14 protein-coding genes are annotated in these 14,157 nt (G+C 59.7%); 8 read left to right on the top strand and 6 right to left on the bottom strand.

Annotation, left to right across the window (positions count from 1 at the left end; genetic code table 11):
• Window positions 1-48: 48 nt before the first annotated feature.
• The 3 genes from dprA to ACZ0A4_RS24265 all read left to right on the top strand — a co-directional run bounded on the left by dprA (window position 49) and on the right by ACZ0A4_RS24265 (window position 2,677).
• A complete protein-coding gene (gene dprA / locus ACZ0A4_RS24255; RefSeq protein WP_463576616.1) occupies window positions 49-1,149 on the top strand; it encodes a DNA-processing protein DprA in 1,101 nt (366 codons plus the stop codon).
• 55 nt (window positions 1,150-1,204) lie between these two features.
• Window positions 1,205-1,762 (top strand): L-threonylcarbamoyladenylate synthase type 1 TsaC, encoded by a 558-nt coding sequence (gene tsaC / locus ACZ0A4_RS24260; RefSeq protein ID WP_038359601.1) that lies wholly within the window; start codon window positions 1,205-1,207, stop codon window positions 1,760-1,762.
• Between the two features lie 240 nt (window positions 1,763-2,002).
• Window positions 2,003-2,677, top strand: coding sequence for a hypothetical protein (locus tag ACZ0A4_RS24265; RefSeq protein ID WP_463576617.1), 675 nt, complete (start codon window positions 2,003-2,005; stop codon window positions 2,675-2,677).
• A 64-nt stretch (window positions 2,678-2,741) separates the two neighbouring features.
• Here the strand turns inward: ACZ0A4_RS24265 and ACZ0A4_RS24270 are convergent, their stop codons facing one another.
• Window positions 2,742-3,719: an NADPH:quinone reductase gene (locus ACZ0A4_RS24270; protein WP_463576618.1), complete on the bottom strand. Its 978-nt coding sequence runs from the start codon at window positions 3,717-3,719 to the stop codon at window positions 2,742-2,744.
• Between the two features lie 150 nt (window positions 3,720-3,869).
• Here ACZ0A4_RS24270 and hemF point away from each other — a divergent pair, with 150 nt between their 5' ends.
• Both hemF and aroE read left to right on the top strand, forming a co-directional pair.
• A complete protein-coding gene (hemF, locus tag ACZ0A4_RS24275; protein WP_463576619.1) occupies window positions 3,870-4,784 on the top strand; it encodes an oxygen-dependent coproporphyrinogen oxidase in 915 nt (304 codons plus the stop codon).
• A 9-nt stretch (window positions 4,785-4,793) separates the two neighbouring features.
• Window positions 4,794-5,615, top strand: a complete 822-nt coding sequence (aroE, locus tag ACZ0A4_RS24280; RefSeq protein WP_463576620.1) for a shikimate dehydrogenase — start codon at window positions 4,794-4,796, stop codon at window positions 5,613-5,615.
• A 90-nt stretch (window positions 5,616-5,705) separates the two neighbouring features.
• On the opposite strand, the gene ACZ0A4_RS24285 is transcribed toward aroE, so the two are convergent.
• From ACZ0A4_RS24285 to betC, 3 genes are all read right to left on the bottom strand, one after another.
• On the bottom strand, window positions 5,706-7,274 hold the full coding sequence (locus ACZ0A4_RS24285) for a SulP family inorganic anion transporter (protein ID WP_463576621.1): 1,569 nt from the start codon (window positions 7,272-7,274) through the stop codon (window positions 5,706-5,708).
• Window positions 7,275-7,528: 254 nt separating this feature from the next.
• Window positions 7,529-8,449 carry a choline ABC transporter substrate-binding protein gene (gene choX / locus ACZ0A4_RS24290; RefSeq protein ID WP_463576622.1) on the bottom strand — a complete coding sequence of 307 codons (921 nt, stop codon included), beginning with the start codon at window positions 8,447-8,449 and terminating at the stop codon, window positions 7,529-7,531.
• Between the two features lie 16 nt (window positions 8,450-8,465).
• Window positions 8,466-9,980, bottom strand: coding sequence for a choline-sulfatase (gene betC, locus ACZ0A4_RS24295; RefSeq protein ID WP_463576623.1), 1,515 nt, complete (start codon window positions 9,978-9,980; stop codon window positions 8,466-8,468).
• 114 nt (window positions 9,981-10,094) lie between these two features.
• Between betC and ACZ0A4_RS24300 the strand changes: the two genes are divergently transcribed.
• Entirely contained in the window at window positions 10,095-11,045 is a 951-nt protein-coding gene (locus ACZ0A4_RS24300) for a choline sulfate utilization transcriptional regulator (protein WP_463576624.1), read from the top strand.
• 4 nt (window positions 11,046-11,049) lie between these two features.
• On the opposite strand, the gene ACZ0A4_RS24305 is transcribed toward ACZ0A4_RS24300, so the two are convergent.
• Window positions 11,050-11,712 carry an NAD(P)-dependent oxidoreductase gene (locus ACZ0A4_RS24305; protein WP_463576625.1) on the bottom strand — a complete coding sequence of 221 codons (663 nt, stop codon included), beginning with the start codon at window positions 11,710-11,712 and terminating at the stop codon, window positions 11,050-11,052.
• 83 nt (window positions 11,713-11,795) lie between these two features.
• Between ACZ0A4_RS24305 and ACZ0A4_RS24310 the strand changes: the two genes are divergently transcribed.
• Window positions 11,796-12,122, top strand: a complete 327-nt coding sequence (locus tag ACZ0A4_RS24310; protein ID WP_141126060.1) for a DOPA 4,5-dioxygenase family protein — start codon at window positions 11,796-11,798, stop codon at window positions 12,120-12,122.
• On the opposite strand, the gene ACZ0A4_RS24315 is transcribed toward ACZ0A4_RS24310, so the two are convergent.
• Window positions 12,123-12,524, bottom strand: coding sequence for a GFA family protein (locus ACZ0A4_RS24315; RefSeq protein WP_463576626.1), 402 nt, complete (start codon window positions 12,522-12,524; stop codon window positions 12,123-12,125).
• A 322-nt stretch (window positions 12,525-12,846) separates the two neighbouring features.
• Between ACZ0A4_RS24315 and ACZ0A4_RS24320 the strand changes: the two genes are divergently transcribed.
• Window positions 12,847-14,154: a CitMHS family transporter gene (locus ACZ0A4_RS24320; protein WP_463576627.1), complete on the top strand. Its 1,308-nt coding sequence runs from the start codon at window positions 12,847-12,849 to the stop codon at window positions 14,152-14,154.
• Window positions 14,155-14,157: the final 3 nt, after the last annotated feature.

Genomic DNA, 14,157 nt, shown 5'->3' on the forward strand with positions numbered 1-14,157 from the left:
ACAGCTTGTTCCGAATGGTTCGGGGCTTATAACGATCAAGGATGATCCATGATGCTGTCTGTCTGCACGTCGGTTTCGCCGGCGGAACTGGAAGCGCGTCTGCGCCTGCACCGCTTGCCGGATGTCGGCCCGAAACGCTTTGCCAAATTGCTCGAGGCCTTTGGCTCGGCCTCCAAAGCCATCAGCGCGCCGGCCAGCGCCTGGCGTTCTCTGGGTTTACCGGCGGCGAGCGCCGAAGCGCGGCGCTGCCCCGAAGTTCGCGATGGCGCCAGCCACGCAATGCGCTGGCTAGAGCGGCCGGAGCATCATCTGCTGATGTGGGATCAGCCGGATTACCCGGCGCTGCTGGCGCAGATTCCTGATCCGCCGCCGTTGCTGTTTGTCGCGGGTGATCCGCTGATTCTGGAAAAACCGCAGTTGGCGATGGTCGGCAGTCGCCGCGCTTCTCGTCCGGGATTGGATACGGCGATCGCGTTTTCCCGCAGCCTCGCCGGGGCCGGTTTTGTCATCACCAGCGGTTTGGCGTTGGGTATCGATGCCGCTGCGCATCAGGCTGCTCTGGATGTTGGCGGGCTGACCGTGGGCGTACTCGGCACGGGGCTGGAAAACTTTTATCCACAGCGCAATCAACGTCTGGCGGATGCAATGATTGCGTCCGGCAGCGCGGTGCTTTCGGAGTTTCCACTGGATGCTGGGCCAACCGCGAGCAACTTCCCGCGACGCAACCGCATCATCAGTGGATTGTCCCTTGGCGTTCTGGTAGTCGAGGCGAGCGTTGCCAGCGGCTCTTTGATTACCGCACGGCTGGCAGCGGAACAGGGGCGCGAGGTTTACGCGATTCCCGGTTCGATCCATCACCCCGGTGCGCGCGGCTGCCACCAGTTGATTCGCGACGGAGCGGTGCTGGTGGAAACCATCGAACACATACTCGAAGCCCTGCGCGGTTGGCAGCATCTGCCGCTATCCACCGACACGGCGAAAGTCGATCACCCGTTGCTCGCCCTGCTCCACGCCGCTCCGCACACCAGTGAAGGATTGGCCGACAGTAGCGGCTGGGCGTTGCCCAAGGTGCTGGCGGCGCTCACCGAACTGGAAATGGACGGCCGCGCGGTATGCGAAAACGGTCGCTGGTTGGCCAGGACGCGCTAGGTTTTACAAGGAAGATCGGTAAACTGCGCGAAACCTGATTGCGGAGAGTTTTTTCATGGTCAACAGTTGGCGTGTGCAACAAGCCGCACGAGAGATTCGCGCCGGGGCGGTGATTGCCTATCCAACCGAAGCCGTCTGGGGGCTGGGTTGCGACCCGTGGAACGAAGAGGCAGTGGATCGATTGCTGGCGATCAAGAATCGATCGGTGGTCAAAGGGCTGATTCTGGTTGCCGACAACATTCGCCAGTTCGACTTCCTGTTCGAAGACTTCCCGCAAGAATGGATCGACCGCATGGCCAGCACCTGGCCAGGGCCGAACACCTGGCTGGTGCCACATCAGGGCTTGTTGCCGGAATGGGTGACGGGGGTGCACGACACCGTGGCGCTGCGGGTCAGCGATCATCCGCAAGTGCGCGATCTGTGCTCGATGGTCGGGCCGTTGATTTCGACTTCGGCCAACCCGCAGGGCCGCCCGGCGGCGCGCACGCGATTGCGTGTCGAACAATATTTCCGTGGGCAGATCGATCTGATACTGGGCGGGCAACTGGGTGGGCGCAAGAACCCCAGCGTGATCCGTGATCTGGCGACTGGCAAAGTCATTCGTCCCGACTGATCCAGCCTCGAACATTTGTAATGTGAATACTCCTCGCCTTGACGGCAAGGGGTACTACGCATGCCTGCGATTTATCCTGCACTGGTGCTGCTTGTTGCGTCGGAAAAGTCGCCAACTGCCGGGATTAACTGAATTTTCCCACCTGATTCTCAGACCTCGTTTCGTGGCGGTATCGCCAAAAGCAACCATCCTTTCCCTGCACTCGGAACACTTCGATAAGTTAAGGTCTGCGGAGAAAGAATGGACACTACGGATTTGCAACTCACGGATTACCTGCAGACGCTTCAGGTGACGTTAAACAGTCATCATGAGGGCTGTCGTATCGTGATGCTTGAAGCGGGGTCGGATACCCAAGTGTTCGATCGGTTTATCGATCGGCAATTTCGGCTTCGGCTGCAGCACTACATGCTGACGTCCAGGGCGCGGATGCTCGAAACGCAACTGGCGACAAGGTCACGCAGTACCCACTTTCTGTTGTATCGGCACGAGCAGTTGCTGGCGGTATTGAGGGCCACTCCGGCGCCGTTCGAGTGGGCATCGCTGGCGCGGCAACATGTTTCACCCACGGTGGCGTTGTCACGCCATGTCGAACTCAGTCGCTTGATCTCGCAGGTGCCCGGTCAACAGCCCATTGCCGTCAACAGTCTGCTGGCGGCCGCTGCCGAGTGGGCGATAAAACAGGGCTATCAAGGTGTCACAGCGTTGTGCAGGGCATCGCAGTTGCGCTTGTACCAGCGTTTCGGTTTGATGCCGGTCGCCTCCAATCCCTTGCAGATTGAACAGCGCGCACACGGTGATTACTGGGTGTTGTCAGCCGAGTGGCGGCAAATCCTCGCAGCGGTTCAACAGCCTGATCACACGACTATCGGCCACTGGGCGCAAAAACCATTGGCGAGTCATCTACCGAGGTTCTGAACGCGCCCGAAGCGTCCTGCCAGTCGTGGTTGTGAAACCCTGACTGGCCGGACGCCGGAAGGTATCAGGGCAGCAGAACGGTGGAGCCGGTGGTGCGTCGCGCCGAGAGTTCGGTTTGCGCCTTCGCCGCATCAGCCAGTGAGTAACGCTGGCTGATGTCTACCTTCAACTTGCCGCTGATGATCATCTCGAACAATTCATCGGCCATCCGCTGCAGGTTTTCGGCGTTGTTGGCATAAGTCGCCAGCGTCGGTCGGGTCACGTACAGCGAGCCCTTGGCGGAGAGAATCCCCAGATTCACGCCGTCCACCGCACCAGAGGCATTACCGAAGCTCACGACCAGGCCACGCGGCGACACGCTGTCGAGGGACGTCAGCCAGGTGTCCTTGCCGACACCGTCATAAACCACCGGGACTTTCTTGCCGTCGGTCAATTCCAGCACGCGTTGCGCAACATTTTCGTGGCTGTAATCGATCGTCGCCCAGGCGCCGTTGGCCTTGGCCAGTTCAGCTTTTTCTTTGGAGCTGACGGTGCCGATCAGCTTCACGCCCAAGGCCTTTGCCCACTGACAGGCCAGCGAACCAACACCACCGGCTGCCGCGTGGAACAGAATGGTTTCGCCACTCTTGAGTTCATAGGTCTGGCGCAACAGGTATTGGACGGTCAGGCCTTTGAGCATGACCCCGGCAGCGGCTTCGAAACTGATTTCGTCGGGAAGGTGCACCAGATTGTCCTGGGGCAACACGTGCAATTCGCTGTAAGCCCCCAACGGGCCGCTGCCGTACGCCACGCGATCACCGACTTTGAACCGGGTGACGTCGCTGCCCACGGCATCGACGATGCCCGCACCTTCAGCGCCCAGGCCGGATGGCAAGGTTGGCGGCGCGTACAGGCCGCTACGGAAATAGGTGTCGATGAAGTTCAGGCCAATCGCCTTGTTGGCCACGCGCACTTGATTCGGGCCGGGTGCGGCGGGTTGGTAATCAACATATTCGAGCACTTCGGGGCCGCCATGGGCGCGGAACTGGATACGCTTTGCCATCTGCCTGCTCTCCTTGGGTCTTTTGTGAGCCCCCTATCCAACTCCCATGCTTGATCTTCGTCAACTGCGGCGCGTCGTTGTGCGGTGGTATGCTACGCGCCCATTTGCGTCGCCCGTCTGCCGGGGCGCCGCCCGATTCAAGGTGAAGCCATGACGACCCGCACCGACGCCGTAAAGGCCTATCTGCTCGATCTGCAAGACCGCATCTGCGCGGCTCTTGAAACCGAAGACGGCGGCACGCGCTTCGTCGAAGACGCCTGGGCCCGGCCCGCCGGCGGTGGCGGTCGCACCCGGGTGATCGAGAACGGCACGCTGATCGAAAAGGGCGGCGTCAACTTTTCCCACGTCTTTGGCAGTGGTTTGCCGCCGTCAGCCAGCGCTCACCGTCCTGAACTGGCCGGTCGCGGTTTTGAAGCCCTCGGCGTGTCGCTGGTGATTCACCCACACAACCCGCATGTGCCGACCTCCCATGCCAATGTGCGCTTTTTCATCGCCGAGAAAGAAGGTGAAGAGCCGGTCTGGTGGTTTGGTGGCGGCTTCGACCTGACCCCGTATTACGGCAACGAAGAAGACTGCATTCATTGGCACCGCGTTGCCGAGCAGGCTTGCGCGCCGTTCGGCCCTGACGTCTACCCGCGTTACAAGGCCTGGTGCGACACCTACTTCCATATCAAGCATCGCCACGAGCCGCGTGGCATTGGCGGTTTGTTCTTCGATGACCTGAACGAGTGGGACTTCGATACCAGCTTCGCCTTCTTGCGGGCCATCGGCGATGCTTACATTGATGCGTATCTGCCAATCGTGCAGCGCCGCAAGAACGATGCATTTACCGCTCAGCAGCGTGAATTCCAGGAGTTCCGTCGTGGCCGCTACGTCGAGTTCAACCTGGTGTACGACCGTGGCACGCTGTTCGGCCTGCAATCGGGCGGTCGTACCGAGTCGATTCTGATGTCGCTGCCGCCACAAGTGCGCTGGGGTTATGATTGGAAGGCCGAGCCTGGCAGCGAAGAAGCACGCCTGACCGAGTACTTCCTGCAAGACCGCGACTGGCTGGCTCAGGACTGAGGATTTCTGATGGATCGTTACGTCGTTTTCGGTAACCCGATCGGTCATAGCAAATCGCCGATGATTCACAAGTTGTTTGCCGAACAGACCGGCCAGCACCTCGACTACAGCACCCTGCTGGCTCCGCTTGATGATTTCGCTGGCTGCGCCACAGCGTTTTTCCAGGAAGGTCGCGGCGCCAACGTCACCGTGCCGTTCAAGGAAGACGCTTACCGTTTGGCCAACAGCCTGACCGCGCGCGCACAACGGGCCGGCGCGGTGAACACCTTGAGCAAACTGGCCGATGGCTCGCTGCTCGGTGACAACACCGACGGCGCCGGGCTGGTGCGAGATCTGACGGTGAACGCCGGGTTCAGCCTGAGCGGCAAACGCATCCTGCTGCTGGGTGCCGGTGGCGCAGTGCGCGGTGCGTTGGAACCGTTGTTGGCGGAGAAACCGGCGTCGGTGATCATCGCCAATCGCACAGTGGACAAGGCTGAGTTGCTGGCGGAGTTGTTCTGCGACCTGGGGCCAGTGTCGGCCAGTGGTTTTGACTGGTTGCGTGAGCCGGTGGACGTGATCATCAACGCCACGTCGGCTAGCCTGACCGGTGAAGTGCCGCCGATTGCGCCGAGCCTGATCGAGCCGGGCAAGACCCTGTGCTACGACATGATGTACGGCAAGGAGCCGACAGCGTTCTGCCGCTGGGCCAGTGAACAGGGCGCGGCGGTGGCGATGGATGGCTTGGGAATGCTCGCCGAGCAGGCCGCCGAGGCGTTCTTTTTGTGGCGCGGTGTGCGCCCAGACACGGCGCCTGTGCTCACAGAGATGCGTCGACAACTGGCCCTTTAAAAGCTTCGCGAGCAAGCTCGCTCCCACAGTGGAAGGCGATCAAATGTGGGAGCGAGCTTGCTCGCGAATGGCCGCACTGCCGGTCTTTGATCAATCCTCAAACCGGATCGGGCATTTCTCCGGCCCCTCAAGCTTCCTTAACTCCTCCACCACCTGCGGCCGCGCCCGGCGCATGGTCAGGCTGCGATCCTGGCTCAGCAAGCGCCGCGCCTCCTGATGCAGCATCTCCACTCCCGAATAATCGATGAAGTTGATCTGCTGCGCCTCGATCACCACCCGCGCGCCTTGCATGCGTTGCAGACGCACCTGAAGGTAATGGCTGGCGCCGAAAAAGATCGACCCGCCGACGCGCAAAACATCGTCCTCGCCATCGCGCCAGTGCTGGACCCGCGGTTGCGAGGTGCGTTTGAGGTAGAAGAACAACGAGGCCAGCACACCGGCATAAATCGCTGTCTGCAACTCCAGCAGCAACGTCGCCAGGCAAGTCAGGGCCATCACCACGAATTCGGCACGGCTGACCCGCAGCAAGGCGCGAATTGCGCGATGATCAACCAGGCCCCAGGCAATCAAAAGAATGCTGCCCGCCATCGCCGGAATCGGAATGTGCGAAATCAGCCCCGCGCCGAAAATGGCAAACAACGCCACCCATATCGCCGAAAAAATCCCGGCCAGCGGCGAGCAGGCGCCTGCCTCGTAACTCAAACCGGAACGGGTAAACGATCCGGCCGACAACGACCCGGAAAAGAACGCCCCGACGATATTCGACAAGCCCTGCGCGCGGACTTCCTGATTGGCGTCGAGCAATTGCTGCGAGCGCGCGGAAATCGAACGGGCGATCGACAGGCTGGTAACTAGCCCGAGCATGCCTACCGCCACGGCGCTGGGCAGCAAGCGCAGGATCAAATCCAGATCCAGTGGCAATTCGCTGAATGGCGGCAATCGCCCGACAAACGCGCTGACCAGGTGCACATGGCCGAACATCGCCGGCCAAAGCCACACCAGCAGGCTGGCCAATGCGAGGGTTATCAACAGCGTCGGCCAGCGCGGCAACAATTGTTTCAACACGACACCGACGACCACCGTGGCCAAACCCAATGCCAGCGAAGGCTTATCCACAGTCCAGAGGTGTTGCAGCAGATCCATCAGACTCGCCAGCGCCGTAGCCTTGGCCGGCAGATCCAGCCCTAGCAGATTCGGCAATTGCCCGATGGCAATCACCACGGCCGCGCCGAGGGTGAACCCCAGCACCACCGAGTGCGAGACGAAATTCACCAAAGCGCCGAAGCGCAGCAGGCCGAGCAGCCACTGGAAAATCCCGGCGAGGAAAGTCAGTAGCAGAATCAGTGTGATGTAGTCCTGTGATGCGGGTACGGCCAAAGGGCTGACGCTGGCGTACAGCACGATCGAAATGGCCGCTGTCGGGCCGCAGATCAGATGCCACGATGAACCCCACAGGCAAGCGATCAATACCGGAATGATTGCGGCGTAGAGACCATATTCGGGTGGCAGGCCGGCGATCAGTGCGTAGGCAATCGACTGAGGTAACGCGAGAATCGCACCGCTGAGGCCGACGATCAGATCCCGTCCGACGCTGGCGCGGGTTTGCCGCGATAGCCAGGTGAGGAAGGGGAAGAGAGAGTGGCGGCTGGGGAAGGCCATGGGTCCTCGCGGTTGGGGTTTTGTTCAAGGTTATCAGGGTGGCAGGGAAAGGGCCCTCACCCTAGCCCTCTCCCGGAGGGAGAGGGGACTGACCGAGGTGATTGGACTGGCTACATCGACCTGAGGAATCAGCGTCGAACTCAGGTTTCGAATCAAACAAAGATCGGCTCCCTTTCCCCCTCGCCCCCTGGGGGAGAGGGCTGGGGTGAGGGGGCAAAAATCTCAAGCAAAACCCGATTCCAGCCACCCCCCGATCAAAGCTTCGCCTTCACCGCCGCCAACGCATCTTTCCCGTCAGCTGTCTTCACCCCATCCAGCCACTTGTCCAACACCGCCGGATTCGCCTTGATCCACGCCTTCGCCGCTTCGGAATTGCTAACCTTCTTGTTCACCACCTCAGCCATGATGCTGTTCTCCATCTCCTGCGTGAACGAAAGATTAGTCAGCAATTTACCCACATTCGGACACGCCTCGGCGTAGCCCTTGCGCGTCAACGTAAACACGCTGCCAGTGTCGCCAAAATACTTCTCGCCGCCCTTCAGGTAATGCATCTTCAACTGCACGTTCATCGGGTGTGGGGTCCAGCCGAGGAAGGTGACGAATTTCTGCTTCTTCACCGCTCGCGACACTTCCGCCAGCATCGCCTGTTCGCTGGACTCGATCAGCTTCCACTGGCCCATGTCGAAGTCGTTCTTCTTGATGATCTCCTGCAGCGAGATATTCGCTGGCGCGCCGGAGCCGATGCCGTAGATCTTCTTGTCGAACTTGTCGGCGTATTTGTTCAGGTCGGCAAAGTTATGCACACCCGCGTCCCACACATAGTCAGGGACGGCGAGGGTGAACTCAGTGCCGTCGAGGTTCTTCGCCAGCTGCGTGACATCGCCGGTGGCGACGAACTTGTCGTAGAAGCCCTGCTGCGCCGGCATCCAGTTGCCAAGGAACACATCTACCTGGCCATCCTTCAAACCGCCAAAGGTGATCGGCACCGCGAGGGTGTCGACCTTGGCTTTGTAGCCCATGCCATCCAGCAGAAATCCGGTGATGGCGTTGGTCGCGGCGATGTCGCTCCAGCCCGGATCAGCCATTTTCACCGTGTCGCAGCTCTGCTCGGCGAAGGCCGGAGTGCTGCTCAACGCGATCAGGCCAACCGTCACTACTGTGGATAACTTGCGCATGGACTTCCCCTTAACATTATTGGTTTTGGCAGGGTTGTGGATAACGTGCTTTGCGTTCCAGATCATCGAGGTCGATGTGGTTGCGCATGTACTGCTGACTGGCGTCGACCAGGGGCTGGTGATCCCAGCTCTTCAGCTTGCCGATGGTTAACGCGTCGGCGACAAAACGTCGGCGGCGTTGACTGGCCAGTACTTCCTGGTGAATCGCCGGAATGTCCCACTTGCCCCGCGCTTCGGCGAGAAAATCGTCGAACAGCTGGTGATGTTGTGGCGATTGACTGAGTTCTTCCAGTTCGCGCGGATCGTTGTCTACGTCGAAGAGTAGGCAAGGGTCGCTTTCACTGTAGATAAATTTGTAGGCGCCGCGGCGGATCATCATCAATGGGCTGATGGTGCCTTCGGCCATGTATTCGCCGAACACTTCGTCATGGCCGCCCTGCCCTTGCAGGTGCGATACCAGCGAGCGGCCATCCAGTGGCAGACCCGGTTCCAGCGTACCGCCGGCCAGTTCAACGAATGTCGGCAGCAGGTCGGCGGTCGACACGGCAGCGCTGACGCGGCCTGACTCGAATTGCCCCGGCGCACTGATCAACAGCGGCACACGGGCTGCCATTTCGTACCAGTGCATTTTGTACCAGAGGCCTTTCTCGCCAAGCATGTCGCCGTGGTCGCCGGAGAAGACAATGATGGTGTCATCGATTAATCCGGTTTCTTCCAGCGTTTGCAGGAGTTTGCCGACGTTGGCGTCGATATAGCTGCACGCACCAAAATACGCCCGACGCGCATCGCGAATCTTATCCACAGGCAGCGGCTTGTCCCACAGGTCGTAGACCTTGAGCAGGCGCTGCGAGTGCGGATCGAGTTCATGTTGATCCGGCGTGACCGGTAGCGGGATATCGCCATCGTCGTACAAATCCCAGAAGGCCTTGGGAATCGTGTACGGGTCGTGTGGGTGAGTCATCGAAACGGTCAGGCAGAACGGTTGATCACCCTCCTCGCGAATGTGATCGAACAGGTATTGCTGCGCCTTGAATACCACCTCTTCATCGAAATCCAGTTGATTAGTGCGCACGCAGGGCCCGGCCTGCAGCACCGATGACATGTTGTGATACCAGGTCGGCCGCACGTCCGGCTCATCCCAGTTCACGGCCCAACCGTAATCGGCCGGGTAGATATCGCTGGTCAGACGCTCTTCATAGCCGTGCAATTGATCCGGGCCGCAGAAGTGCATCTTGCCGGACAGTGCGGTGCGGTAGCCGAGGCGGCGCAGGTAGTGAGCGTAGGTGGGAACATCGGCAGGGAAGTCGGCAGCGTTGTCATAGGCGCCGATCTTGCTCGGCAACTGGCCGCTGACCAGGGTAAACCGCGACGGCGCGCACAACGGGCTGTTGCAGTAAGCGGCGTCGAACACCACGCCTTGGGCGGCGAGGCGGGAAAGATTCGGCAGTTTGATCGGCGAAGGGCCGTAGAAAGGCAACATTGGCGCGGCCATCTGATCGGCCATGATGAAAAGAATATTCTTGCGCTTCATGTGATCGCGGCATTCCATAGTGAATATTTATGCGACTTTGCTGCGATCGAGCATGGAGTCCATGCTCTGTCGGGTAAAGCCCGCGCCGGGCAATGACTAGGATAAGCACAGCTTATGTATGAAGCCTTGGGTGATCTGTCCCTCGACCTGTTGCGCGCCTTTGAGGCGGCCGCTCGCCAGCGCAGTTTTACCGCGGCAGCGGTTGAACTGGGCACCACGCAACCAGCGATCAGTCAGCAGATCAAACGGCTGGAAGACCAGCTTGGCACGCGGCTATTTGATCGCATCTATCGTGGGATTGAATTGACCGAGGTCGGCGCGATACTGTTTGAGCAAGTTGCCCTAGGTTTGCAGAATATCGATGCAGGATTGAGCGCGATCAGCGCACAGCAGCAACATGAGGTCCTGCAAGTTGCCACCGATTTCGCCTTCGCCGCGTATTGGCTGATGCCACGCTTGCACCGTTTTCACGAAGCCAATCCGCAGGTCGACGTCAGCCTGGTGACCAGTGAACGCAACCACAACATGCTGCGCACCGATATCGACGTGGCGATCCTGTTCGGCGATGGGCGTTTCAAACAGGGCGAAAGCCATTGGCTGTTCAGCGAAGAAGTATTTCCGGTATGCAGCCCGCAACTGCTCAAGGATCGCGCCCTTCCCTTGCCGGCTCTGGCGTTGCTGGAGTTTCCACTGCTGCATCTGCGCGGTGAAAACAGCAGCAACTGGTTTGACTGGAGTGGTCTGTTCCGCGAGTTGGGCATCTCCACACCACCAGCGCCGGGGCAATTGCGCTTCGACAATTACACGCTGCTGATTCAAGCGGCGATTGGCGGTCAAGGCGTGGCCATCGGTTGGCGGCACCTTGTGGATAACTTGCTGAGTCAGGGTTTGCTGTGCCGACCCATAGGCGAAACGACCCTGTCGCGCCTCGGTTATTACGTAGTGCTGCCGCAACGCAAACGCCGGGGTGCATTGATTCAGCAGTTTGTCGATTGGTTGATGGCGGAACAGGCGAGAAGCGCTGAATCCCTCAATGGACTCGTACTGCCCTCTATCGCCGTTTAGAGGTTTATTCGCTGGCGGCGACGAAGTTCACATGCTGGCCCACGTGCAAATTAAGCCGCAGTTCATCGGCAATCCCCACCGCCACGCGATTCAAGCGTTCCAATGGCTCGGCCAGTCCCGGTTCGAGGTTACTGCCGACCTGACTGAAATGCTCGATGGTCAGCCCGGCCACGCCATGGGGCGCATTGACAAGCGTCCAGTGCAGCGGGCTGCTTTGCACGGCTTCGCGAATTTCTTCGGCAGCATGACGTTGCAGGCGATCATCGACATCCGGGTCATCAAGGACGGCAAAATCTCCCACCAGAAACAGCCGCGACACATTGGCCGCTTGCAGCCCATCGACCAATGCGTCGACGGCCAGTACCTGTTCGACCGGTCCCAGCACTACGGACCGTTCAACGTGATCGCTACTGAACGGCAACCCCGGCGCATCCAATAAACAGATGACCACCGAACTGCCGGCCACACTCTGGTTGACCCGCTCCGAGTCGAACAAATCGCCCGTTTTGGTACGTAACCCCGGACGCGGTGCGAGTGCGGTCAAATCGTCGAGAATCGCGATGACTTCGTGCTGACGCCGCAGCAATTCAGCCATCAACGCGCTGCCCAGGCTACTCATGGCACCATAGAGCACCACTTTTACCGCCGGGGTTTCGGCATTTTTCATGGCTGATCCCTTTTCTTGTCCCTTGTATGGCGTGTGACATACGGGCAGCGCCGAGGGTTCGAACCGATTTCCGAGGGTTTGCAATGCAAGCGATCAAGGGCTACCACGCCCACGTCTATTTCGACGCCAGTACCATTGAGCAGGCACGGGCCTTGTGTGAGCAGGCCGCGCAGTTGTTTCCATTGAAAATGGGCCGCGTCCACGAGCGCCCGGTCGGGCCGCATCCGGACTGGAGTTGCCAATTGGCCTTCGGCCCCGAGCTGATTACTGATGTGCTGCCATGGCTGGCGCTGAACCGCAAAGGCCTGGTGGTGTTTTTGCACCCGGATACTGGCGATGACTTGCTCGATCATACGGAGCACGCGATCTGGATGGGCGCGATCCGAACGCTGGATTTGTCTATTTTTTGATCAAAGCGTTTCTTCTGATTCGCCTGGCAGATGCTCGTCCAGATGCAGCCAGGGCAATTGGCTGGCCGTCCAGATATGTCGCTCGGCGGGCGCCCGTTCCGGGTGATCGAGGGTAGCAATGGTCACGTCGATGCTCTCAGGGCTGAGCAATGTCACCAGCGCCAGTTGTGCGCCGCACTGCGGACAGAAGTACCGCGTGCAACTGTCGGATGAGTCATAACGCGCCGGCGTACCGGCCAGCCATTGAAAACTCACCGCCGGCACGCTGATCCACGTCGTGACAATCCCGCCGCTGACTTTGCGGCAAATCGAGCAATGGCAGTGGGCGATGTCCTGCAACGCCCCACTGAACTGATAACGAATGTGTCCGCAATGGCAGCCGCCGCTGTGCACTTGGCTCATGACCCAAGCCCTCCTTCCCGTGTTTATTGACTTTAGTTCGCATCCGACGACCGGTTGACCGTTCATTCAAAGCTTTCTCCAGCGAAAGGTAGCTGAAAGCTTCCGCGATTAGGATCGCCTCCACTTCCGGCAACAGACCGGTTGGCCAACGCGTGTGATACCTCGCACGAACGGCCCAATTAACAACAACAATGGTGATTCTGATGTCCTCTGTAGCCCGCCTTTGCGCTGTCACTCCGCCCGTATGTCTCGTGCTTCCCGTTCTGTGCTGATCGGCCCGATCTGCTCATTTAACTAGCCGCGCTACGCCTGGAGTATTCCCATGCTGACTTTCCTTGGCTTCGCCATGGTCATCACGTTCATGTTCCTGATCATGACCAAGCGCCTGTCCGCGCTGATCGCTCTGATCATCATCCCGATTGTCTTCGCCCTGTTCGGCGGTTTCGCGCCGAAGATCGGCCCGATGATGCTCGAAGGCATCACCAAGCTCGCGCCGACCGGCGTGATGTTGATGTTCGCCATTCTCTATTTCGCCTTGATGATCGACTCCGGCCTGTTCGACCCGGCCGTGCGCAAGATCCTCAAACTGGTCAAGGGCGACCCGCTGAAGGTTTCGGTCGGCACCGCCGTACTGGCGCTCGTCGTTTCCCTCGATGGTGACGGCGCGACCACTTACATGATCTGCGTGGCCGCCATGCTGCCGCTGTACAGCCGCATTGGCATGAGCCCGCGGATCATGGCCGGTCTGATCATCCTCGCCGGTGGCGTGATGAACATGACCCCGTGGGGTGGCCCGACCGCCCGTGCGGCGAGTGCGCTGCATGTCGATCCATCGGACATTTTCGTGCCGATGATCCCGGCGATGGCTGCCGGTGTGGTGGCGATCCTGCTGATTGCCTACTTCTACGGTAAACGTGAGCGTGCGCGTCTCGGTGAACTGCACCTGGCCGGCGATGATATTGATCACAGCGAAATCAGCGTGTCGCAGTTCCCGGATGCCCGCCGTCCAAAACTGATCTGGTTCAACGGCGCCCTGACTTTCGGCCTGATGTGTACCCTGATTGCCGGCCTGCTGCCATTGCCCGTGCTGTTCATGGTCGCATTCAGTATTGCCATGATCGTCAACTACCCTTGCCTGCAGATGCAGAAGGATCGTGTTGCGGCTCACGCCGGCAGCGTGCTGGCAGTGGTCGGACTGATCTTTGCCGCCGGTATCTTCACCGGTATCCTGTCGGGCACCGGCATGGTCGATGCGATGTCGAAAAGCCTGTTGGCGGTGATTCCGGATTTCCTCGGCCCGTACCTGGCCGTGATCACGGCGCTGGTGAGCATGCCGTTCACCTTCTTCATGTCCAACGATGCGTTCTACTATGGCGTGTTGCCGGTGTTGGCCGAAGCCGCCAGCCACTACGGGATCACCGCAGTGGAAATGGCCCGTGCCTCGATCGTCGGTCAGCCTGTCCACTTGCTGAGCCCGTTGGTGCCATCGACGTATCTGTTGGTGGCCTTGGCCGGCATTGATTTCGGTGATCACCAGCGTTTCACCCTCAAATGGGCGATCCTGGTGTGCATCTGCATCCTGATTGCTGCACTGCTGTTGGGGACTTTCCCGGTGTTCAGCACTCTATAAGCC

The organism is Pseudomonas sp. AC172 (genome assembly GCF_979258595.1).

Coding starts and splice junctions, on each gene's coding strand:
- dprA (WP_463576616.1), top strand. CDS start 49: ATGATGCTGTCTGTCTGCACGTCGGTTTCGCCGGCGGAACTGGAAGCG.
- tsaC (WP_038359601.1), top strand. CDS start 1,205: ATGGTCAACAGTTGGCGTGTGCAACAAGCCGCACGAGAGATTCGCGCC.
- ACZ0A4_RS24265 (WP_463576617.1), top strand. CDS start 2,003: ATGGACACTACGGATTTGCAACTCACGGATTACCTGCAGACGCTTCAG.
- ACZ0A4_RS24270 (WP_463576618.1), bottom strand. CDS start 3,719: ATGGCAAAGCGTATCCAGTTCCGCGCCCATGGCGGCCCCGAAGTGCTC.
- hemF (WP_463576619.1), top strand. CDS start 3,870: ATGACGACCCGCACCGACGCCGTAAAGGCCTATCTGCTCGATCTGCAA.
- aroE (WP_463576620.1), top strand. CDS start 4,794: ATGGATCGTTACGTCGTTTTCGGTAACCCGATCGGTCATAGCAAATCG.
- ACZ0A4_RS24285 (WP_463576621.1), bottom strand. CDS start 7,274: ATGGCCTTCCCCAGCCGCCACTCTCTCTTCCCCTTCCTCACCTGGCTA.
- choX (WP_463576622.1), bottom strand. CDS start 8,449: ATGCGCAAGTTATCCACAGTAGTGACGGTTGGCCTGATCGCGTTGAGC.
- betC (WP_463576623.1), bottom strand. CDS start 9,980: ATGAAGCGCAAGAATATTCTTTTCATCATGGCCGATCAGATGGCCGCG.
- ACZ0A4_RS24300 (WP_463576624.1), top strand. CDS start 10,095: ATGTATGAAGCCTTGGGTGATCTGTCCCTCGACCTGTTGCGCGCCTTT.
- ACZ0A4_RS24305 (WP_463576625.1), bottom strand. CDS start 11,712: ATGAAAAATGCCGAAACCCCGGCGGTAAAAGTGGTGCTCTATGGTGCC.
- ACZ0A4_RS24310 (WP_141126060.1), top strand. CDS start 11,796: ATGCAAGCGATCAAGGGCTACCACGCCCACGTCTATTTCGACGCCAGT.
- ACZ0A4_RS24315 (WP_463576626.1), bottom strand. CDS start 12,524: ATGAGCCAAGTGCACAGCGGCGGCTGCCATTGCGGACACATTCGTTAT.
- ACZ0A4_RS24320 (WP_463576627.1), top strand. CDS start 12,847: ATGCTGACTTTCCTTGGCTTCGCCATGGTCATCACGTTCATGTTCCTG.